Origin of the sequence: Ciceribacter thiooxidans, assembly GCF_014126615.1 — a bacterium.
In the GTDB taxonomy this organism is placed as follows: domain Bacteria; phylum Pseudomonadota; class Alphaproteobacteria; order Rhizobiales; family Rhizobiaceae; genus Allorhizobium; species Allorhizobium thiooxidans.
This window is the reverse complement of the sequence record NZ_CP059896.1, coordinates 656,518-675,183: the sequence shown is the minus strand read 5'-3', so window position 1 is coordinate 675,183 and position 18,666 is coordinate 656,518. Positions and strand designations below refer to the sequence as shown.

The following is an 18,666-nucleotide window of genomic DNA, read 5'->3' as shown; positions in this document are numbered from 1 at the left end:
TTTCGCTATAGATACGACCGGGATCGCGGCCAGGGAGTATCAGCCATGCGGGAATGTCCGTTCGTCACCGTCGACGTTTTCACCGAGCACCGCTTTCGCGGCAATCCGCTCGCCGTCGTGCTCGACGGCTGCGGGCTGACGACGGAGGAGATGCAGGGGATCGCTGCCGAGTTCGGCTATTCCGAGACCACCTTCCTGCTGCCGGCGGAGGATATCGACAACACCGCGCAGGTGCGGATCTTCACGCCGACCACGGAAGTTCCCTTCGCCGGCCATCCGAATGTCGGCACTGCCTTCGTCGTCGGGCGACTGGGCCGGATCTTCGGCCAGTCCGTCGGGGAGGCGCTGCGCTTCGAGGAGAAGGCCGGCCTCGTCACCGTCACGCTGCGCAAGGCGGGCGACACCGTGCGCGGGGCAACGATCCGGGCGCCGCAGCCGCTTTCGCTCGGAGCACAGGTTCCGGTTCCGCTCCTCGCCCGCGCGGCAAACCTCTCCTCGCGCGACGTCGTCGCCGACCGCCATGTGCCCCTGTTCGCCTCCGTCGGTCTCAAATTCGTCGTCGCCGAGCTTTCCGACCTCGACGCGCTCGGTCGCGCCAAGCCGAACGTCGAGACGCTGGAAGAGATGTGCTCCACGTTTGCCGCCGAGGAGAGCGATTGCCCGCTCTTCCTCTACGCGCGGCTTGGCGGCGGGCACATCCGCGCACGCATGTTCGCGCCGCTCGACAACGTGCCGGAGGACCCGGCGACGGGCAGTGCATCGGCCGCTCTCGGCGCGCTCCTGACGTCGCTCGAGCCGGCGCCGCACGGTCATTTCAGCTATCGCGTGGAACAGGGTGTGGAGATGGGACGCGCAAGCCATATCCATGTCGCGGTGGAAAAGCGCGACGGCCATGTTCACACCGTCGACATCACCGGAGACTGCATCGAGGTGATGCGCGGCACCCTCTCGCTCTGAGCCGTCACGGGCGGATAAGAAGCACCACGGACCAGATCACGAAGGCAAGCACGGCGAGCTTCCAGAAGTCGCCTCGCCGACGCAGCCCGGGAACCCCGAGCGGCTTGATGAGTTGCACGACCATCGCGAGGATCAGGAAGGCGGCGATCGCTTTGGTCATTGAAGGTCCTTGCGGAAGAATCGGAGAAGCGTCATACGGCGGACACTTTTGCTTCTCAATCAACGCCGGGGCAAGACTGATCTTCGACACGGTCATCTTGCAATCTGTGACGTTTCAGTCGACCTCTAGAACGTTTCGAACAGAAGGCTGCGAATCGCAACCATGCGCCGTAACTTGCTGCCCGTCCTCGCCCTCCTCCTGGGCACCCTGTTCCTCTTCCTCGGCAATGGCCTGCACGGGCTGCTGCTCCCCGTGCGCGGGTCCGCCGAGGGCTATTCGAACGAGATCCTCGGCCTGCTCGGCACCTCCTGGGCGACCGGCTTCGTGCTCGGTTGCTTCTTCGCGCCGAAGGTGGTCATGCGCGTCGGCCATGTTCGCGCCTTCTCGAGCTTCATCGCGCTGATCGCCATCATCGCGCTTTTGACCGGCATCCAGGTCGACCAGTACTGGTGGGTTGCGCTGAGGGCCGTGACCGGCTTCTGCACGGCCGGAACCTCGATGATCATCGAAAGCTGGCTGAACGAGCGCGCGACCAATGAGAGCCGCGGCATGATCTTCTCCTTCTACATCTCGATCACGCTGATCGGGGTGGTCGGAGGACAGATGCTGGTGCCGTTCGGCGATCCGTCGACCACCATCCTCTTCATGTTCTGCGGCATCTTCTACTGCCTCGCCATGCTGCCAACGACGCTGTCGACTGCGGCGACACCGCAGCCGCTGAAATCCGTCAGCCTCGATCTCCGCAGCCTCTACCGCAATTCGCCGATCTCCTTCATCGGCATACTGCTGATTGGCATCGCCAACGGCGCCTACGGCACGCTCGGCGCCGTTTTCGGCGCGCGTGCGGGCCTTTCGCCAACGACGATCGCGGTGATGATGAGCCTCACCATCTTCGTCGGCGCGATAATGCAGTTTCCCGCAGGCAAGCTCTCCGACACTACCGACCGCCGCTACGTGCTGGCGGCGCTGTCGGGGGTCGCCGCCCTCGCCGCCGTGGTTCTGGCAGTCGTCCAGCCGCACGATGCCTATATCCTGATCGGCTTCGTCGCGCTCTACGGTGCCGCCGCCAACGCGCTCTACCCGATCGCGGTCGCGCATGCCAACGACTTCGCCCGCGCCGACGACTTCGTGAAGGTTTCCGGCGGCCTCCTGCTGCTCTTCGGCATCGGCACGATCATCGGCCCGACGCTCGGCGGCCCGGTGATGACCAAGCTCGGGCCCTACGCGCTCTTCGCGGTGACGGCGACGTCGCACGGGCTGCTGACCACCTACGCCATCTACCGCAGCCGCCTGCGTCCCGCAGTGCCAACGGAGGAGCGCGACTACGTGCCGAAGATCCCGGTGGGTGCCGCGCCGACCAGCACCCCGGAAAGCCTCAATCTCGATCCGCGTGCCGCGCCGCTCGCCGATGTCGCGGAGACCGAACCCGCCAGCCAGGAGACATAGTCCATGAGCATCAGCGACGACGAGCGTCCAAAGAAGAAGACGGTTCACGAGATCGGTTCCGATCTCTCGATGCTTTCCGCAGACGAGCTGACGGCGCGGATCGGCCTCCTCGAAGAGGAGATCGCCCGGCTCGACGCCGAGCGGCAGCGCAAGCAGGCCGGCAAGCTTGCCGCGGAGAGCCTGTTTCGCCCGAAAGTATAAACCGGCATCCTTGTTCAAGAACATGAACTGTTACAAGGAAGGTCAACTCAACGGCACCTGATTAACTCTTCATTAACGCTTTTTCGTTAATGTAACTTTCATCCAGAGCTTCTGGATTCAGGCAGTTTCTCCTCATGGCGAATAGGTCTGATTTTCTCCCTGTTTTACCTTGAGAGCCGCTTTCGCGGCTCTTTTTTTGGCGTTTTGACGGGCACTCGGCAAAACTGTGGGAATTAACCTTTCCTTAAGATTTGGCTTGCGCGTTTAAGCTATTGATAGCATCGTGACGTCATAAGAGCCGGCAAGCATTCCCCGAGAATGCAACAAGATGCGGCCACAAGAGTTATGCGTAAAACAGGGGTGAAGACCATGTCGGAAGTCGGTTTGAATACGATCAGCTTTGCCGGTCGCGCTGCCACTTCGAGCCAGTTCAAGGCGATCTATTCGGAAGGCATGGGGCTGGTCGAGGAGACGGCCGCCTATCTCGACGGTCCCGGACGCTCCGCCGCCAAGGTCCTGCCGCGGATGGCCTCCGTGCTCTACGCTGCCGAATCGATGCGACTGACCACGCGGCTGATGCAGATGGCCTCGTGGCTGCTGCTGCAGCGGGCGGTCAACAATGGCGAGATGAGCCGCGACCAGGTCCTGTCGGAAAAGAGCAAGGTCCGGCTGGACGGCTTCAACGTTGACAAGTCGGCGCCCGGCTGGAACGACCTGCCGGAAGCCTTCCGCGATCTCGTCGAGCGCTCGCTGCGCCTGCAGAACCGCATCGCCCTGCTCGACCGCGAAATCTACCGCCCGGCGGAAGCAGAGGTCGTCCCGGACAACGAGAACAGCGTCAAGGCGCAGCTCGACCTCCTGCGGACCGCCTTCACCAGCAACTGAGCGAAGGCAAACGGCGCACCCAGATCATCCCGGCAGGCACCGCCTCGCCGGGATTTTTCGTTTTCGGCGGGCAGTCGAAAGGCACGCTCCGGCACCAGAGTCCTCAAATGCAAAAAGCCCGGCACGAGCCGGGCTTTGAAAACTGAAGCGGAAGCTTCGAAGCGATCAGAGGCCGAGGCCGCCGAAACGCTTGTTGAACTTCGAAAGACGGCCGCCGCGGTCCATGAGCTGCTGGTTGCCGCCCGTCCAGGCCGGATGCGACTTCGGGTCGATTTCGAGGTTCATGACAGCGCCTTCCGAACCCCAGGTCGAACGGGTTTCGTATTCGGTGCCGTCGGTCATGACCACCTTGATCATGTGGTATTCGGGATGGATGTCAGCCTTCATAACGATCTTCCTGCTTGTGGCGGAGGAACCGAAAAGCCGCGTTTGCATCTTCGGAACCTATTTAATAAATGAAGCCGTAGTCCCGATCAGGCCACGGCTTCCCAATTCGATGCCGTGCCTATACATGAAGGGCGCAAGGATAACAAGAGCCCCAAGCGCGGCAGCGCGAAGGCGAACGGGAGAAATGCCAAGGTGTCCGAGGTTACCGAGCCAGAGTCGAAAAGAAGACGTTCGTTGAAGCCGCTTGGAGGGCTCCTGCCCTACCTGATGCACTACCGTGGCATGGTCACGGCGGCCCTCTTCTTCCTGGCGCTGGCCGCGGCAACGACACTCGCCCTGCCGCTTGCGGTCAGGCGGATGATCGACCACGGCTTCAGCGGCGCCGACCGCGGCTTCATCAACAGCTATTTCGGCATGCTGGTGGTCATGGCGGTGCTGCTCGCGATCGCCAGCGCCATGCGCTACTACTACGTCATCTCGATCGGTGAACGGGTCGTCTCCGATCTGCGGCGCGCGGTTTTCGAGCACGTGACGCGGCTGTCTCCCTCCTTCTTCGACGTCAACCAGTCGGGCGAGATCGTCTCGCGGCTCACCGCTGACACCACGCAGATCAAGTCGGCGGTGGGCGCGAGCGCGTCGCTGGCGCTTCGAAACTCCATCCTCTGTCTCGGCGCCGTGGGCATGATGATCTACACCAGCCCGCGGCTTTCGGTTCTCGTCCTCATCGCCATACCGGTGATCGTCTTTCCGCTGGTCGGTTTCGGCCGGTCCGTGCGCAAGCGCTCCCGCGCCGCACAGGATACGCTTGCCGCGGCAACCGCCTATGCGAGCGAGACCATCGGCGCGACCCGCACGCTGCAGGCCTTCAACGGCGAGGCGATTGCGACGGCGCGCTACGGCGATGCGGTGGAAAGCGCCTATACCGCCGCGCGCACGGCGATCCGCTCCCGTGCGCTGCTTACCGGCTTTGCCATCACCCTCGTCTTCGGCAGCGTCGTCGCCGTTCTCTGGTACGGCGCGCAGAGCGTGCTCGCCGGAACGCTGAGCGCGGGTACGCTCGGTCAATTCCTGCTCTATTCCGTGATCGCCGCCGGCGCGCTCGGATCGCTCTCGGAAGTCTGGGGCGAACTCGCCCAGGCCGGCGGTGCCGCCGAACGGCTAATGGAACTGCTGCACGAGGAGCCGGCGATCGCCGCCCCCGCCTCGCCGAAGCCGCTCCCCGAACCGGCGATCGGCCGGGTGGAATTCGACGACATCCATTTCTCCTATCCGAGCCATCCGGACCGTTCGGCGCTGAAAGGCCTGAGCTTCAAGGTCGAGCCGGGCGAGACCGTGGCGATCGTCGGCCCGTCCGGTGCCGGCAAGAGCACCGTCTTCTCGCTGATGCTGCGCTTCTACGATCCGGTGAGCGGCACCGTTAGTTTCGACGGCGTCGATGTTCGCGAGGTCGCGCCCGACGCACTGCGCGCCCGCATCGCCATCGTCCCGCAGGACGTCACGATCTTCGCCTCCACGATCCACGACAACATTGCCTTCGGCGCACCAAACGCAAGCCGCGCCGAGGTGATCGCCGCGGCAGAAGCCGCGCAGGCGCGGGAATTCATCGACCGGCTGGAGAAGGGTTTCGACACACAGGTCGGCGAACGCGGCATCACGCTTTCCGGCGGCCAGCGCCAACGGATCGCGATCGCCCGTGCCCTCTTGAAGAACGCACCGCTGCTGTTGCTCGACGAGGCGACCTCGGCGCTCGACGCCGAAAGCGAGACGCTGGTGCAGAAGGCGCTCGACGGCCTGATGCAGGACCGGACGACGATCGTCATCGCCCACCGGCTTGCGACCGTGCTCAAGGCCGACCGCATCCTCGTGCTCGACGACGGCCGAATCGCCGAGGAAGGCACGCACCAGAGCCTGATCCGCGAAGGCGGGCTTTATGCGAAACTTGCCCGCCTGCAGTTCGAGACCGGTGCCCACGACCTGAGCGCCGCCGCAAAATAGCGGCGGCTCCGCGCCGCCGTCAGGCGCCGACCGAGCGGCCGGCGACTCGCCCGGAAAACAGGCAGCCGCCGAGGAAGGTACCTTCGAGCGCATTGTAGCCGTGCATGCCGCCGCCCCCGAAACCGGAGACCTCACCGGCGGCGTAGAGGCCAGGGATAGGCTCGTCGCGGGCACCGAGCACGCGCGCATGAAGGTCGGTGTGCAGACCGCCGAGCGTCTTGCGCGTCAACACGTGCAGGCGGACCCCGATCAGCGGCCCGGCTTTGGGGTCGAGAAGCCGGTGCGGCTTCGCCGTGCGCATGAACCGGTCGCCGAGATATTTGCGGGCGCCGTGGATTGCGGTGATCTGCGCATCCTTGTTGAACGGATTATCGAGTTCCCGGTCGCGCGCCTCGATCTGCGCGCGGACGTGCTGCACGCCGAGGCGGTGTTCGCCTGTCAGTTCGTTCATGCCTGCGACGAGATCCTCCAGGTTGTCGCGGACGACGAAATCCTCGCCCTTGTCCATGAAGGCCTGCACCGGCCCCGGCGGATTGCGGCCGAGGCGCGAGAGCAGGAGCCGGATGTCCTTGCCGGTCAAATCCGGGTTCTGCTCCGAGCCGGAGAGCGCGAACTCGCGCTTGATGATCGCCTTGGTGAGAATGAACCAGCTGTATTCGTGGCCGCGCGCGCGGATCGCCTTCAGCGTCGCCAGCGTGTCGAAGCCTGGCATCGCCGGCGCCTGGAAGCGATTGCCGTCGGCGTCGCACCAGAAGGAGGACGGCCCCGGCAGGATGCGGATGCCGTGGTTCGGCCAGATCGGATCGTAGTTCCGTAGGCCTTCGGTGTAGTGCCACATGCGGTCGCCGTTGACGATCCGCCCTCCGGCGCTCTGGGCAATCGCGAGCATGCGGCCGTCGACATAGGCCGGCACGCCGGCGACCATGGATTTCGGCGCCGGACCGAGCCGGTCGACCGGCCAGCTCTTGCGCACGAGGTCGTGATTGCCGCCGATGCCACCGGAGGTGACGATCACGGCGCCGGCGCTGATCTCGAACTCGCCGACGGGATTGCGCGAACTTGCCCCGCCGCGCTGGATGCTGTCCGGCTTGAGGACCGTGCCCTGCACACCCGTGACCGCGCCGTTGGTGACGATCAGCCGGTCGACCTGATGGCGGAATCGAAAAGCGATGCGGCCGGCCGCCTCGGCGGCGCGGGCGCGGCGGACGAAAGGCTCGATGACCGCCGGGCCGGTTCCCCAGGTGACATGGAAGCGCGGCACGGAATTGCCGTGGCCGGCGGCGAGCGAGCCGCCGCGCTCTGCCCAGCCGACAACCGGAAACCAGCGCATTCCCTGCCCGTGCAGCCATTCGCGCTTTTCGCCGGCGGCAAATTGCAGGTAGGCCTCCGCCCACAGTCGCGGCCAGTGGTCTTCCGCACGGTCGAAGCCGGCCGAACCGAACCAGTCCTGCCGCGCCAGCTCGTAGCTGTCACGAATGCGCATCCGCCGCTGTTCGGGACTGTCGACGAAGAAGAGGCCGCCCAGCGACCAGAAAGCCTGGCCGCCGAGGTTCTGCTCCCCTTCCTGGTCGAGAATGCAGGTCCTGAGCCCGCGGTCCGCCGCCTCCGTCGCGGCGACGAGCCCGGCAAGCCCTCCCCCGATCACCAGCACATCAAAATCCATCGTCTCCCCCTCCGTGTCCGTTTCTTACTTTTACGAACACGTAAGGATTTGACAACCCTGCCCTGTAAGAGGCGGACGACTTATCGTTCGGTGAGCTTGAGTTCGATGCGCCGGTTCTGCGAGCGCGCCTCGGGACTGTCGCCCTCGGCGATCGGCTGGAACTCGCCGAAGCCCGCAGCGACCAGCCGGTTGGACGGCACGCCCCGGGAGATCAGGAACTTGACGACGGCGATGGCGCGTGCGGAGGAGAGCTCCCAGTTGTCGGCATAGCGGCCGGTGCCGAGCAGCGGCACGTTGTCGGTATGGCCGTCGACGCGCAGCACCCAGTTGATTTCCGCCGGGATTTCCTTGGCGAGATCGATGAGCGCGGCCGCGAGCTTGGCCATCTCGACCTCGCCCTCGGGATTGAGGTTGCTGCTGCCGGACGGGAACAGCACCTCCGACTGGAAGACGAAGCGGTCGCCGACAATGCGGATGTTCTCGCGGTCGGAGAGAATTTCGCGCAGCCGGCCGAAGAAGTCGGACCGATAGCGATTGAGCTCCTGCACGCGCTGGGCGAGAGCGACATTGAGGCGACGTCCGAGATCGGCGATCTTCGCCTGCGAGGTCTGGTCCTTGGCTTCGGATGCCTGCAACGCCTGCTCGACGGCGGCGATCTGCGCCCGAAGCGCAGCGATCTGCTGGTTCAGCAATTCCACCTGGCTCAACGCTCGGGCGCTTACTTCTTTCTCCTGGTCGAGTTGCTGGTTGAGCGTGCCGATGCGGCTGTTGGCAGCCTCCGCCGAACCCGCCCCGCTCGCCAGAAGCTGCTGGAGGCGGCTGCGCTCGCTCTCGGAAGCGGAAAGCGACGACTGCAGGGTCGCAAGCGTGTCTTCGAGATCCTGCTTGCCGCTCTTTTCCAGTGCCAGCAGTTCGGTGAGCTCTGCGATCTGGCTGTTCAGCTGGTTGAGCACCTCGTCCTTGCCGGAGATTTCGCGGCTGAGGATGAACTGCGCCAGCACGAAAACCGTGAGCAGGAACATGATGGCGAGAAGCAGAGTCGAGAGCGCATCGACGAAGCCCGGCCAGTAGTCGACGCCGCGTTCCCGGCGGCGGTTGCGCGCGAGGGCCATCGGTTACTCGTCCCCGCCCATCTTGTCGTTCAAGCGCTCGAGGACCTTGCGCATGGCGCGGGCGTCTTCCTGCTGCTGTTCGATCCAGTCGCGCAGCATCTGCTGCTCGTTGCGCATGTTTTTGACGAGACCCTGGATGCCCTCGGCGAGATTGGCGACGGCGGCGACGGAACGCTCGTTGCTGGCGCCGGCCTGCTGGGTCATCAGCTTGTGCATCTGACCGATCAGCCGCTTCATGTCGTCGGAGGAGACGGCCGGCGTCTCGGCAACCATGAGGTCGGAGCCGACATCCGTCACCGAGGAAAGCCAGTTTTCGAGTTCGGTGTAGAAACGGTTCTGCGCGCGCCCCGCCTGCAGGTCGAGGAAGCCGAGGATGAGCGAGCCGGAAAGGCCGAGCAGCGAGGACGAAAACGCCGTGCCCATGCCGCTCAGCGGCCCGGTGAGCCCGTTCTTCAGCGCCTGCAGCACGTCGGCGCTGTCGCCGGACGTCGGGTCGAGAGACTGGATTACCGCGGTGATCGAGCTGATGGTGCCGAGCAGCCCCCAGAAGGTGCCGAGCAGGCCGAGGAAGACGAGAAGCCCGATGAGGTAACGGGACGTGTCCCGCGACTCGTCGAGCCGTGTGGCGATCGAATCGAGGATGGAGCGCAGCGAGGCCGTCGAGATCGCAAGGTCGCGCCGCCCCCCGATCAGCGAACGCACCGGCGCAAGCAGGCGCGGCTCACGCCCGACCTTGTCGGCGCTGCCGGCCGCGAGGAAGGAATTGAACCAGCGCACTTCCGGCCGCAGCGCCAGGACATGGGTGAAGACGAGGATGATCCCGACGGCGAGAACGCCGAGGATGAGCCCGTTCAGCCCGGGATTGGTGACGAAGGCCGCATGGGCCTGCCGGTAGAGAATAGCGGTGATGAAGCCCACGATGATCAGGAAGATCAGCATGGTGGTGAAGAAGGGCATCGGGCTCGAGAGCTTGTGCTCGTAATTCCCCGTCCCCGTCTCGGCCACTTCCAGGTCCGCCAGCTTCACTTTCACCATATCGTCCTCAGCCTCCCGGAATCTTGCTGCCGGAGGCTAGTGGAAAATTGAGACGAATTGAAGGGGAAAGCGCCCGCCGGCCACAGCCGGCGGATCGGCGTCAGGCTTTCGGCACCGGCCGGCCGATGACCTCGAGGAGCGCTTTCTGGATATATTCGTTGCCGGCAACGACAGTGCCGGTCGAGAGCATGTCGGTGCCGCCGTCGGCGTCGCTGGTAAAGCCGCCCGCCTCGCGGATGAGGATCAGGCCGGCCGCGATGTCCCAGGCGTTGAGGTGGGTTTCCCAGAAACCGTCGAAGCGCCCCGCCGCGACATAGGCGAGGTCGAGGGCGGCCGATCCGATACGGCGCACGCCCGAGACTTCGCCCATCACGTGGCGCAGCTCGAGCAGGAACTTGCCGTGATTCGACTTGCCGAGATGCGGGATGCCGCAGCCGATGACGCAGTCGGAGAGCGTCTTGCGCGCCGCGACCCGGATGCGGCGGTCGTTGAGGAAGGCGCCACCGCCACGCTCGGCGGTGAAGAGCTCGTCGGTCGCCGGATTGAAGATGACGCCGGCGACGATCTCGCCACTGCGTTCGAGCGCGATCGAGACGGCGAACTGCGGAATGCCGTGGAGGAAGTTGGTGGTGCCGTCCAGCGGATCGACGAGCCAGCGGTGCGAGCCGTCGGTGCCGATGATCTCCTCACCCTCCTCGCCGAGGAAGCCGTAGGTCGGGCGCGCCTTCAGGAGCTCTTCCTTGACGATCTTCTCCGCGCGGAAATCAGCCTGCGAGACGAAGTCGCCGGGTCCCTTGACGGAGACCTGCAGGTTCTGGACCTCGCCGAAATCGCGCGCCAGCGACTTGCCGGCCTTGAGCGCGGCCTGAACCATGACATTGAGGAGAGCTGAGCGGGCCATTTCGGTCTTTTTCCTTGAAATTTGCAGCGAGGCGCGCGGCTTCGGTGAGCGGCGGCGCCTGAAGGATCGCGGAGCCGGTTCAAGACCACAAAAATCGCCCGAATTCAAGGGGCTTCGGCCACCAATGCTGGCAAGCGGCAGTCTTCAGGACGCCAGCGGCGCGAGCAGAACCGCCGAGGCTGCGAGCGAGGCGAGGAGCGAGGCTGCCCAGAGATGACGGCTGAAAGTGCCGCCGGCAAGCGCCGAGGCGTACACGGCCTTGGCCGCGATGTTGGCGAGCACGGCGACGCCGATCGCCTCGACCGCCGTTCCCCGGTCGAGCGCCGGAAGCATGCCGGCGACGGCGACCGTCGTGGCATCGATGTCGGCGAGCCCGGACAGACCGGCCGCGAGAATGAGGCCGGTCGCACCGAAATAGGCCGATGCGGCACGCGCCAGGAAGGCGACGGCGACCAGCAGCAACGCCATCTTGGCGACCGCCGACAGTTCGAACGGGTTTTGCGGTATCCGCGCGCCGTCGCCGGAGGGAATGCGCGCGGCAAGGACGAGCGCGTAGATCGTCATCACGGCCCCGCCGACGCCGAGTGGCGGCAAGAGCGACGGCAGCAACATGGGGGCGAGCGTTCCGACGAGGAAGGCGGTGCGCGCAAGCGACACCGCGCCCGCAGCGATCACGCCGGCTGCAAGTGTGCGGCTCCCCTCTCCTTCTGCCGCCCGCCGGGCAAAGGCGATGGTCGTGCTCGTCGACGAGACGAGGCCACCGATGGCGCCGGCGGCCAGATCGCCCCGCGAAGAGCCGAGGATGCGCACCGCGACGTAACCGACGAAAGAAATAGAGGCGAGCGTGATCGCGACCAGCACGAGGCTTGCCGGGGAGACACCGCCGAAGGGGCCGACCGGCTCCTTGGGAATGACCGGCAGGAGGACGAAGGTCATGGCGAGCAGGATGATGGCGGAGCGCAGTTCCGCCCATTGCAGGCGCTGGATCGCCTGATGGAGAAATTGCCGGGCCGCGAGGATCGCCAGCAGGGCGACGCCGCCGGCAGAGGCGAGCGTCATGTCCCCGAGCACGGCGACGACGCCGAGGCCGAAGGTGAGCATGGCGGCAACGACCGACGTGACGCTGAAGGATTTGGAGGCGATCGCCTCGCGTAGCTCGAAGACGGCGACCACCAGCGTCATGGCGACGAGAAAGCCGGTGACGGCCAGCCCCGATCCGGCGGCACCGGAGGGAAGATACTTTTCTACAAGGCCGGCGACGCCACCGGTCATGCCGATCATCGTGAAGGTGCGGATGCCGGCAGACCGGGCCCCTTCGGGCTCGTCCCTGGCGCGCCAGTGGCGTTCAACGCCGACCGCCGCGCCGATCGCGATCGCCAGTCCAAGCCGCTGATAGAGTTCGATCTCGTCCATCCCGCCCCCTGCCAGCGGTGACATGCCCGTCCGATTCGGAACATCGCATTCCGCTGCGGCGACCGCCAGCGTAAATGTCCGTATCCGTGGCCGCAGAAGCGACGCGAGCGGACGCTCAGCCGCGCCGGAACTTGTTCGCGGCTTCGATCGCCTTCTTCTGCTGTTCGTCGGTCAGTCCGAGATAGAAGTCCTCGAGCGTCGGGTCCTTGAGCCCCGCGCGGCGCGAAAGGACATACCACTTCGCCGCCTCGATCGGATCGGGGCGCGTGCCGAGAGCATTGACATAGAGATGCGAGAGACGGTTCTGCGCCACGACGTTGCCGTGCTTCGCAGCGATGCTCAGCCAGCGGAAGCCCTCGTCGTAGTCCCGCTCGCCGCCGACGCCGTTCACGAGCCAGATGCCCATGTCGAGCTGGGCGGTGTCGAAGCCGGCGCGGGCGGCCCTCAGCAGCCAGTAGCGAGCTTTCGACTTTTTCTCCTCGGGCAGATCCCTCACGGCATTGTAGACCTGCGCCACGGCGTATTGCGCGTCGGCGATCCCCTGCTCGGCGGATTTCTCGTAGAAGGGCAGCGCAAGCTTGAGGCCCTTCTCTCCGGGATTGTCGGAAACGAGCGTCTGCGCCCAGTTGAACTGCGCCGAGGCGTTGCCCGCCTCCGCGGCCTTGCGCATGTATTCGTCGGCCTTCGCCTTGTCGCGCGGGACAGCGCGCCCTTCCATCAGGAGAAGTGCGTATTTGAACATCGCCGCAGGATCGCCGCCGGCGGCCGCCTGCCCGTACCAGAAGGCGGCGGCCTTCTCGTCGCGCTTGACCCCGAAACCACGCGAGGTCATCTCGGCGATCAGCGTCTGTGCCGCCGGATCACCGAGTTGCGCCCGCGGCAGCGCCTTGTCGATCGCCGTGAGATAGAGCCCGCGCTGGAATGCGCCATAGGCTTCGTCGACCGGCCCCTTGTATTCGGGTTCGGGCGGCAGGTCGGGAAGCGGCGCGCCCATGCGCTCGAAAAGGGTCAGGCCGTTGGCGGAAGGCCCCGCCGCTTTGTCGTCCGCGCCGTCACCTGTGGTCGGGCGATCGCCGCGCTCCAGCTTGCCGGCGTCCGCCGGAAGCGGCCGGGTGAGCGCCTCATCCTTGCCCTCAGCGCGAGCGGGCGCGGCACCGCCGCTCCAGAGCGCAATGGAGACGGACGAAACCAGGAGACAGAGAGAATATCGAATGAACCGCATGACGAGGTTCAATCTTCAAACCGTGGCGCTTTTTCGTCAAGGACCGCGTTGACCGATGCAACCACGCTCGCAGCCTGCGCCGGATCGGCAAACACCGCCTTGCTGAGCGCCACGAATTCGACGCCGGTTTCGGCGACGGCGAGCGCGGAGGCAGGATCGTTGCCGCCCATCACCAGGGCCGGGATCTCCACCATAGACGCCCACCACTCGCCGAGCGCAAGGTTCTTGGAATGCGCCTCCGGCTTGATGTCGCCGTCGAGGCGTCCGAAGAAAATGTAGTCCGGCTGCGCTTCACCCATCTCGAGCGCATGGTGGCGATCCATCGCGTTGCCGCCGCCGACGATCAGCTTCGGCGCATGCTTCTCCAAGGCTTCCGCGAGAGCTGCAGCATTGCCGGTGATGTGCAGGCCGTCGGCCTTCACCCGTCCGGCGACGCGGCTGTTGTCGACGACGAGTGCGGCAGCGCCCGCCCCCTGGATGACCGGCACCAGCTTTTCGGCATGTTTCTGGAAGGCGGTATCGTCGAGATCGTATTGCGGCACGATGACGGAGGCGACGTCCCCGCCCCTCAGCGCGTCACCGACGATGCGCGCCTTTTCCTCCGCGTCGGCAAGGTCGGGCACGATCAGCACAAGGCGGCAGCGGTCTTCAGGTCCGGTCATCGGTCAATCCATCTTCGGCGAAATCTGCGGGAGTGCAGGATTCCGCCCTCGTTTTGTTCAAGTGAATCCGATAGACCGGTCTCGTCCAAGTATCAATGGAAACAAATGTTGCCCGACATCCAGTTCTTCGCCGCCGCGATCCCGGCCGTCGTCCTTGTCGGCCTTTCCAAGGGAGGGCTCGGCGGCGCACTCGCCCTGATCGGCGTCCCCATGATGGCGCTCGTGGTGCCACCGCTGCAGGCGGCGGCGATCTTCCTCCCGATCCTTCTCGTCATGGATGCGGTGGCGCTCTGGGCCTGGCGCAAGCACAACAATCGTGCGACGCTCCTCACCATGCTGCCGGGCGCGATCCTCGGCATCGCCATCGCCTGGGCGACCTCGGCCTATGTCTCGGCGAACGCCATGCGCCTCATTCTCGGCGGCATCGCGCTCCTCTTCGCCGTTCGCTACTTCGTCGAGACCTTCGGCCCGAGACGACACGAGGAACGACTGCCGGCCCCCGAACGTCCGGTCGCCGGCACCATTTGGGGCAGCCTCTCCGGCTATGCGAGCTTCGTCGCCCATGCCGGTGGCCCGCCCTTCCAGATCTACGTCCTGCCCCTGAAACTCGATCCGCTGACCTATACCGGCACCAGCACGCGCTTCTTTGCGATCGTCAACGCCATCAAGGTCATCCCCTATTTCGCGCTCGGCAGTCTCGACACCACCAATCTCACCATCTCGGCCACCCTGCTGCCCGTCGCGCTCGTCTCGACGCTGATCGGGGCACGCGTCGTCCGTTACCTGAAGCCCGCGATCTTCTATCCGCTGATGTACGGGATGGTGCTCGTCGCCGCGGCGAAACTCATCTGGGACGGCCTGCAGTTCTAGACCGGCCGCGCAGTGGGCGGAGGCTTGCTGCGCTGCACATCACGTCTTGCCGGGCGGCTCCACTTGCCGTAGGTTGACGCCATGTCGAACTCGGATCCCTTTGCAGCGATTGCCGACCCGAACCGGCGCCATCTCCTGGAGGAGCTTCGCCGGGCTCCCAGGACCGTCAATGACCTTGCCAAGGGCCTGCCGATCAGCAGGCCGGCCGTTTCCCAGCACCTCAAGGCTCTCCTCGACTGCAACCTCGTGACCGTCACGACCTCCGGCACGAGACGCATTTATGCGGTCAACACACCCGGCTTCAACCGCATGACGCTCTGGCTCGACCAGTTCTGGATCTGAGAGCCGGAACTGTCCTTCGCAGACGCTTGTCCTCGCCTCGCGTGTCTCGCCTCCCGGCAGTACCTCTGGCAACGAAAAGCCCCGAAAACCGCTCTGGTTTCCGGGGCTCAAAAGGATGATCGGAAAACTGTCTCTCAGCCGGGGGCGGGTCCGACGGCCCGCCCGGCGGGAACGAGAAGATGTCAGTGTCGGGTGGACGACCTCAGACGCTCGATCTCGTCCTTGATGCGCAGCTTGTGGCGCTTGATTTCTGCGATTTCCTTGTCATCGACGGAGGGAGATGTAAGAGCAGTGTGAAGCCTCTCCTCAAGGGCTACGTGCTTCTTTTCGAGCGATTCAAGATGAGCCTGAATGGTCATTTGATGCGTCCTTCCTTTCGCCTGCCTCCAGCCATCCACCGCTGGGGCCTCAGGCATTACGACAGCAGTGTGACACGAAGAATGTGTTTTGTCGAAGGCCAAAACAGCGACTTCTGGCCGCAAATTCGGGATCAAGGATAACTTCCCGTTACCCGCAATTGGTGATAGGAGCTTGCGCGAATCTTCGGCGCATTCGACAAAGATGCAAAGACGACATGGGGACGAGAACATGCCCGATCAGGAACAGGCGGACATCAGGCTTCAGCTGGCAAAACTCCGCCAGGAGCACGAGGACTACGACGTCGCGATCAACGCGATGACGGCGACCGGATGCGACGTCCTGCGCATCCAGCGCATGAAGAAGAAGAAGCTTGTGATCAAGGACCGGCTGAGCAAGCTCGAAGACCAGATCATTCCCGATATCATCGCCTGAAAGAAAGGGCCACGACGATGACCGAGGAGCGCCCTCCCGTCGCCATCATCATGGGAAGCCAGTCCGACTGGGAAACCATGAAGAATGCCGCCGACACGCTGGACGCGCTCGGCGTCAGCTACGAGGCCCGCATCATCTCCGCCCACCGCACGCCGGACCGGCTTGTCGCCTTCGCCAAGGGCGCCCGTGACGAAGGCTTCAAGGTTATCATCGCAGGTGCCGGCGGCGCCGCCCACCTGCCCGGCATGGCCGCGGCGATGACGCCGCTGCCCGTCTTCGGGGTTCCGGTCCAGTCGCGGGCGCTTTCCGGCCAGGACAGCCTGCTGTCGATCGTCCAGATGCCGGCGGGCATTCCGGTCGGCACGCTCGCGATCGGCAAGGCCGGCGCGGTGAATGCCGCGCTGCTCGCCGCCGCCGTACTGGCGCTCTTTGACGAAGATCTCGCGGACCGGCTCGACGAATGGCGGGAACGCCAGACCGCCACGGTCGCCGAATACCCCATGGACGAAGCATGAGCGCCCGCACCATCGGCATCATCGGCGGCGGCCAGCTTGGCCGCATGCTGGCGATCGCCGCCTCCCGCCTGAATTTTCGCACGATCATTCTCGAGCCGCAGGCTGACTGTCCGGCCGCACAGCTGGCGAACCGCCAGATCACCGCCGCCTATGCCGATCCGGTGGCGCTCGCCGAGCTTGCCGCTGACTGCGACATCGTCACCTACGAATTCGAGAACGTGCCGGTCGAGGCCGCCGAGATGCTCGCCCGCAACGTTCCGGTCTATCCGCCGCCGAAGGCGCTCGACGTGGCGCAGGACCGGCTGACGGAGAAGCGGTTCCTCAACGGCTGCGGCATTCCGACCGCGCGCTTCCATGCCGTCGACGATCAGGCGCAGCTCGAGGCGGCGCTTGCCGATTTCGGCGGATGCGGCGTCCTGAAGACCCGCCGCCTCGGCTATGACGGCAAGGGCCAGCGCGTCTTCCGCTCGGTGGACGAAAGCCCGGCCGGCGCCTTCGAGGCGCTGGGCGGCGTGCCGCTGATTCTCGAAAGCTTCGTTCCCTTCGAGCGTGAAATCTCGATCATCGCGGCCCGCGGGACCGACGGTGCCGTCGCCTGCTACGATCCGGCGGAGAACGTCCACCGCGACGGCATTCTCGACACATCGACGCTGCCTGCCCGCATCACGGACGCGACGGCGGAGGCCGCCCGCGACGCGGCGAAAAAGCTCCTCGACGCGCTGAACTATGTCGGCGTGGTCGGGATCGAATTCTTCGTCCTGCGGGACGGCGGCCTCGTCGCCAACGAGATCGCACCCCGGGTGCACAATTCCGGCCACTGGACCGAGGCTGCCTGCGTCGTCTCGCAGTTCGAGCAGCATATCCGCGCAATCGCCTCGCTCCCCCTCGGCGATCCCCGCCGCCATTCCGACTGCGTGATGACCAACCTCATCGGCGACGACATCGACAAAGTTCCCGACTGGCTTTCGCGTGCGGACGTGCTCGTCCATCTCTACGGCAAGACCGAGGCGCGTCCCGGCCGGAAGATGGGACATGTCACCGAACTCATGGCAAGACGCCGCTGATAAGGCAGGAAAATCCGGCGCAGAGCGCTGGAAAACCGGTCCAACCGGTTGACACGAAGGGCTTTGTCGGGCTATTGGCCACCAACCCTAAAGGAGCGCGCCCCGCGGCGCGCTTTTGATTGTTGAAGACAACGGGCGAATCGAAAGTTCCCCGGCAACCGTTGCGGATCAGGAAAATGAAGATCAAGAATTCGCTGAAAGCGCTCAAGGCCCGTCATCGCGATAACCGTCTGGTTCGCCGCAAGGGTCGCGTTTACATCATCAACAAGCAGAACCCGCGCTTCAAGGCCCGCCAGGGCTGATCTGCGGGACACGCCGCCGTCGCACCCCATCGGCCGGATTTTTCCGGAGCGAATGGAGAGAAACGACAGCCGCGCCCTCTCTTGATTTTGAGTTTGAAACATAGCGCAGGCGGTCTATCATAACCGCATGCGCTATTTTCGTTGCACGTTCATGATCGCGGGCTTCCTCTTTGCCTGCGGCCCCGCCCTCTCCCAGGATGTCGGCCCCTCCTCCACCGAGAACGCGGCGGCCGAGGCGCAGACGCTCGGTGCCGAATCGGCGAAAGACGTCCAGGCGCTCCTGATCGATCTCAAGCGAGAGCGGGATCCGGAAGCGGCGAGCGAAATCGCCGCCGAGGTCACCACGCACTGGAACACCTCCGGCAGCCCGACCATCGACCTCTTGATGCAGTGGGCGGCCGAAGCGATCAAGGAGAGGCGCAATCCCGCGGCGCTCGACTTCCTCGACCAGGCGATCACGCTAAAGCCGGACTTCGTCGGCGCATGGAATCAGCGTGCGACGCTACACTACACGATGAACAACTACGGCAAGGCGATGTCCGATATCGAGCACGTGCTGGCGATCGAACCGCGCCACTTCGGCGCGCTCGCCGGCATGGCCGCGATCCTCGCCGAGCGCGGCCGGGAGGAAATGTCGCTGAAGGCCTGGGAGCGCTATCTCGAGATCTACCCGGCCGACCGCGAAGCTCAGGACCTCGTGACGAAGCTCTCGGAGAAGCTTGCCGGCAGCCGGACATGAGGG

At 65.0% G+C, this 18,666-nt stretch carries 22 protein-coding genes; 12 read left to right on the top strand and 10 right to left on the bottom strand.

Going from position 1 to position 18,666, the window contains the following annotated elements:
• Positions 1–45 precede the first annotated feature (45 nt).
• On the top strand, positions 46–957 hold the full coding sequence (locus H4I97_RS03075) for a PhzF family phenazine biosynthesis protein (protein WP_182306485.1): 912 nt from the start codon (positions 46–48) through the stop codon (positions 955–957).
• Between the two features lie 4 nt (positions 958–961).
• Here the strand turns inward: H4I97_RS03075 and H4I97_RS03070 are convergent, their stop codons facing one another.
• The gene (locus H4I97_RS03070; RefSeq protein ID WP_182306484.1) at positions 962–1,117 is read right to left on the bottom strand and encodes a hypothetical protein; all 156 of its coding nucleotides are present in this window, start codon (positions 1,115–1,117) and stop codon (positions 962–964) included.
• A gap of 162 nt (positions 1,118–1,279) precedes the next feature.
• Between H4I97_RS03070 and H4I97_RS03065 the strand changes: the two genes are divergently transcribed.
• The 3 genes from H4I97_RS03065 (at position 1,280) to rcdA (ending at position 3,649) form a co-directional block, all read left to right on the top strand.
• Positions 1,280–2,563, top strand: a complete 1,284-nt coding sequence (locus H4I97_RS03065) for an MFS transporter (protein ID WP_182306483.1) — start codon at positions 1,280–1,282, stop codon at positions 2,561–2,563.
• A 3-nt stretch (positions 2,564–2,566) separates the two neighbouring features.
• Positions 2,567–2,764 carry a DUF1192 domain-containing protein gene (locus H4I97_RS03060; protein ID WP_182306482.1) on the top strand — a complete coding sequence of 66 codons (198 nt, stop codon included), beginning with the start codon at positions 2,567–2,569 and terminating at the stop codon, positions 2,762–2,764.
• Between the two features lie 369 nt (positions 2,765–3,133).
• Positions 3,134–3,649 carry a protease adaptor protein RcdA gene (gene rcdA, locus H4I97_RS03055; protein ID WP_182306481.1) on the top strand — a complete coding sequence of 172 codons (516 nt, stop codon included), beginning with the start codon at positions 3,134–3,136 and terminating at the stop codon, positions 3,647–3,649.
• A gap of 165 nt (positions 3,650–3,814) precedes the next feature.
• On the opposite strand, the gene rpmE is transcribed toward rcdA, so the two are convergent.
• The gene (gene rpmE, locus H4I97_RS03050; protein ID WP_112689852.1) at positions 3,815–4,036 is read right to left on the bottom strand and encodes a 50S ribosomal protein L31; all 222 of its coding nucleotides are present in this window, start codon (positions 4,034–4,036) and stop codon (positions 3,815–3,817) included.
• Positions 4,037–4,303: 267 nt separating this feature from the next.
• Between rpmE and H4I97_RS03045 the strand changes: the two genes are divergently transcribed.
• Positions 4,304–6,031 carry an ABC transporter transmembrane domain-containing protein gene (locus H4I97_RS03045; protein ID WP_244658754.1) on the top strand — a complete coding sequence of 576 codons (1,728 nt, stop codon included), beginning with the start codon at positions 4,304–4,306 and terminating at the stop codon, positions 6,029–6,031.
• 19 nt (positions 6,032–6,050) lie between these two features.
• On the opposite strand, the gene H4I97_RS03040 is transcribed toward H4I97_RS03045, so the two are convergent.
• From H4I97_RS03040 to H4I97_RS03010, 7 genes are all read right to left on the bottom strand, one after another.
• Positions 6,051–7,694 carry an FAD-binding dehydrogenase gene (locus tag H4I97_RS03040; protein WP_182306479.1) on the bottom strand — a complete coding sequence of 548 codons (1,644 nt, stop codon included), beginning with the start codon at positions 7,692–7,694 and terminating at the stop codon, positions 6,051–6,053.
• An 80-nt stretch (positions 7,695–7,774) separates the two neighbouring features.
• Positions 7,775–8,806 carry a peptidoglycan -binding protein gene (locus H4I97_RS03035; protein ID WP_182306478.1) on the bottom strand — a complete coding sequence of 344 codons (1,032 nt, stop codon included), beginning with the start codon at positions 8,804–8,806 and terminating at the stop codon, positions 7,775–7,777.
• 3 nt (positions 8,807–8,809) lie between these two features.
• Positions 8,810–9,841, bottom strand: coding sequence for a flagellar motor protein MotA (locus tag H4I97_RS03030; RefSeq protein WP_182306477.1), 1,032 nt, complete (start codon positions 9,839–9,841; stop codon positions 8,810–8,812).
• Between the two features lie 100 nt (positions 9,842–9,941).
• Complete coding sequence (locus H4I97_RS03025) at positions 9,942–10,742, bottom strand: inositol monophosphatase family protein (protein ID WP_182306476.1); 801 nt, start codon at positions 10,740–10,742, stop codon at positions 9,942–9,944.
• 144 nt (positions 10,743–10,886) lie between these two features.
• Complete coding sequence (locus H4I97_RS03020; RefSeq protein ID WP_182306475.1) at positions 10,887–12,155, bottom strand: MgtC/SapB family protein; 1,269 nt, start codon at positions 12,153–12,155, stop codon at positions 10,887–10,889.
• 115 nt (positions 12,156–12,270) lie between these two features.
• Positions 12,271–13,377, bottom strand: coding sequence for a tetratricopeptide repeat protein (locus H4I97_RS03015; RefSeq protein ID WP_182306474.1), 1,107 nt, complete (start codon positions 13,375–13,377; stop codon positions 12,271–12,273).
• Positions 13,378–13,385: 8 nt separating this feature from the next.
• The gene (locus H4I97_RS03010) at positions 13,386–14,039 is read right to left on the bottom strand and encodes a thiamine phosphate synthase (protein WP_182306473.1); all 654 of its coding nucleotides are present in this window, start codon (positions 14,037–14,039) and stop codon (positions 13,386–13,388) included.
• A gap of 105 nt (positions 14,040–14,144) precedes the next feature.
• On the opposite strand from H4I97_RS03010, the gene H4I97_RS03005 reads away from it, so the two are divergent.
• Positions 14,145–14,909 carry a sulfite exporter TauE/SafE family protein gene (locus H4I97_RS03005; RefSeq protein WP_182306472.1) on the top strand — a complete coding sequence of 255 codons (765 nt, stop codon included), beginning with the start codon at positions 14,145–14,147 and terminating at the stop codon, positions 14,907–14,909.
• Between the two features lie 81 nt (positions 14,910–14,990).
• A complete protein-coding gene (locus H4I97_RS03000; RefSeq protein WP_182306471.1) occupies positions 14,991–15,251 on the top strand; it encodes an ArsR/SmtB family transcription factor in 261 nt (86 codons plus the stop codon).
• Between the two features lie 182 nt (positions 15,252–15,433).
• On the opposite strand, the gene H4I97_RS02995 is transcribed toward H4I97_RS03000, so the two are convergent.
• Positions 15,434–15,610 carry a YdcH family protein gene (locus tag H4I97_RS02995; RefSeq protein ID WP_182306470.1) on the bottom strand — a complete coding sequence of 59 codons (177 nt, stop codon included), beginning with the start codon at positions 15,608–15,610 and terminating at the stop codon, positions 15,434–15,436.
• Positions 15,611–15,839: 229 nt separating this feature from the next.
• Between H4I97_RS02995 and H4I97_RS02990 the strand changes: the two genes are divergently transcribed.
• The 5 genes from H4I97_RS02990 (at position 15,840) to H4I97_RS02970 (ending at position 18,663) form a co-directional block, all read left to right on the top strand.
• On the top strand, positions 15,840–16,043 hold the full coding sequence (locus H4I97_RS02990) for a YdcH family protein (protein WP_182306469.1): 204 nt from the start codon (positions 15,840–15,842) through the stop codon (positions 16,041–16,043).
• 17 nt (positions 16,044–16,060) lie between these two features.
• Positions 16,061–16,558, top strand: coding sequence for a 5-(carboxyamino)imidazole ribonucleotide mutase (gene purE, locus H4I97_RS02985; protein ID WP_182306468.1), 498 nt, complete (start codon positions 16,061–16,063; stop codon positions 16,556–16,558).
• Entirely contained in the window at positions 16,555–17,622 is a 1,068-nt protein-coding gene (locus H4I97_RS02980; RefSeq protein WP_182306466.1) for a 5-(carboxyamino)imidazole ribonucleotide synthase, read from the top strand. The genes purE and H4I97_RS02980 overlap by 4 nt, the downstream gene beginning before the upstream one ends.
• Positions 17,623–17,798: 176 nt before the next feature.
• Complete coding sequence (gene ykgO / locus H4I97_RS02975) at positions 17,799–17,924, top strand: type B 50S ribosomal protein L36 (RefSeq protein ID WP_003497670.1); 126 nt, start codon at positions 17,799–17,801, stop codon at positions 17,922–17,924.
• Between the two features lie 127 nt (positions 17,925–18,051).
• Positions 18,052–18,663 carry a tetratricopeptide repeat protein gene (locus H4I97_RS02970; RefSeq protein WP_182306465.1) on the top strand — a complete coding sequence of 204 codons (612 nt, stop codon included), beginning with the start codon at positions 18,052–18,054 and terminating at the stop codon, positions 18,661–18,663.
• The last annotated feature ends 3 nt before the right edge of the window (positions 18,664–18,666 follow it).

Bases quoted from the DNA above. Each gene is read 5' to 3' on its own strand.
- H4I97_RS03075 (WP_182306485.1), top strand. From the start codon at position 46: ATGCGGGAATGTCCGTTCGTCACCGTCGACGTTTTCACCGAGCACCGC.
- H4I97_RS03070 (WP_182306484.1), bottom strand. From the start codon at position 1,117: ATGACCAAAGCGATCGCCGCCTTCCTGATCCTCGCGATGGTCGTGCAA.
- H4I97_RS03065 (WP_182306483.1), top strand. From the start codon at position 1,280: ATGCGCCGTAACTTGCTGCCCGTCCTCGCCCTCCTCCTGGGCACCCTG.
- H4I97_RS03060 (WP_182306482.1), top strand. From the start codon at position 2,567: ATGAGCATCAGCGACGACGAGCGTCCAAAGAAGAAGACGGTTCACGAG.
- rcdA (WP_182306481.1), top strand. From the start codon at position 3,134: ATGTCGGAAGTCGGTTTGAATACGATCAGCTTTGCCGGTCGCGCTGCC.
- rpmE (WP_112689852.1), bottom strand. From the start codon at position 4,036: ATGAAGGCTGACATCCATCCCGAATACCACATGATCAAGGTGGTCATG.
- H4I97_RS03045 (WP_244658754.1), top strand. From the start codon at position 4,304: ATGCACTACCGTGGCATGGTCACGGCGGCCCTCTTCTTCCTGGCGCTG.
- H4I97_RS03040 (WP_182306479.1), bottom strand. From the start codon at position 7,694: ATGGATTTTGATGTGCTGGTGATCGGGGGAGGGCTTGCCGGGCTCGTC.
- H4I97_RS03035 (WP_182306478.1), bottom strand. From the start codon at position 8,806: ATGGCCCTCGCGCGCAACCGCCGCCGGGAACGCGGCGTCGACTACTGG.
- H4I97_RS03030 (WP_182306477.1), bottom strand. From the start codon at position 9,841: ATGGTGAAAGTGAAGCTGGCGGACCTGGAAGTGGCCGAGACGGGGACG.
- H4I97_RS03025 (WP_182306476.1), bottom strand. From the start codon at position 10,742: ATGGCCCGCTCAGCTCTCCTCAATGTCATGGTTCAGGCCGCGCTCAAG.
- H4I97_RS03020 (WP_182306475.1), bottom strand. From the start codon at position 12,155: ATGGACGAGATCGAACTCTATCAGCGGCTTGGACTGGCGATCGCGATC.
- H4I97_RS03015 (WP_182306474.1), bottom strand. From the start codon at position 13,377: ATGCGGTTCATTCGATATTCTCTCTGTCTCCTGGTTTCGTCCGTCTCC.
- H4I97_RS03010 (WP_182306473.1), bottom strand. From the start codon at position 14,039: ATGACCGGACCTGAAGACCGCTGCCGCCTTGTGCTGATCGTGCCCGAC.
- H4I97_RS03005 (WP_182306472.1), top strand. From the start codon at position 14,145: ATGTTGCCCGACATCCAGTTCTTCGCCGCCGCGATCCCGGCCGTCGTC.
- H4I97_RS03000 (WP_182306471.1), top strand. From the start codon at position 14,991: ATGTCGAACTCGGATCCCTTTGCAGCGATTGCCGACCCGAACCGGCGC.
- H4I97_RS02995 (WP_182306470.1), bottom strand. From the start codon at position 15,610: ATGACCATTCAGGCTCATCTTGAATCGCTCGAAAAGAAGCACGTAGCC.
- H4I97_RS02990 (WP_182306469.1), top strand. From the start codon at position 15,840: ATGCCCGATCAGGAACAGGCGGACATCAGGCTTCAGCTGGCAAAACTC.
- purE (WP_182306468.1), top strand. From the start codon at position 16,061: ATGACCGAGGAGCGCCCTCCCGTCGCCATCATCATGGGAAGCCAGTCC.
- H4I97_RS02980 (WP_182306466.1), top strand. From the start codon at position 16,555: ATGAGCGCCCGCACCATCGGCATCATCGGCGGCGGCCAGCTTGGCCGC.
- ykgO (WP_003497670.1), top strand. From the start codon at position 17,799: ATGAAGATCAAGAATTCGCTGAAAGCGCTCAAGGCCCGTCATCGCGAT.
- H4I97_RS02970 (WP_182306465.1), top strand. From the start codon at position 18,052: ATGCGCTATTTTCGTTGCACGTTCATGATCGCGGGCTTCCTCTTTGCC.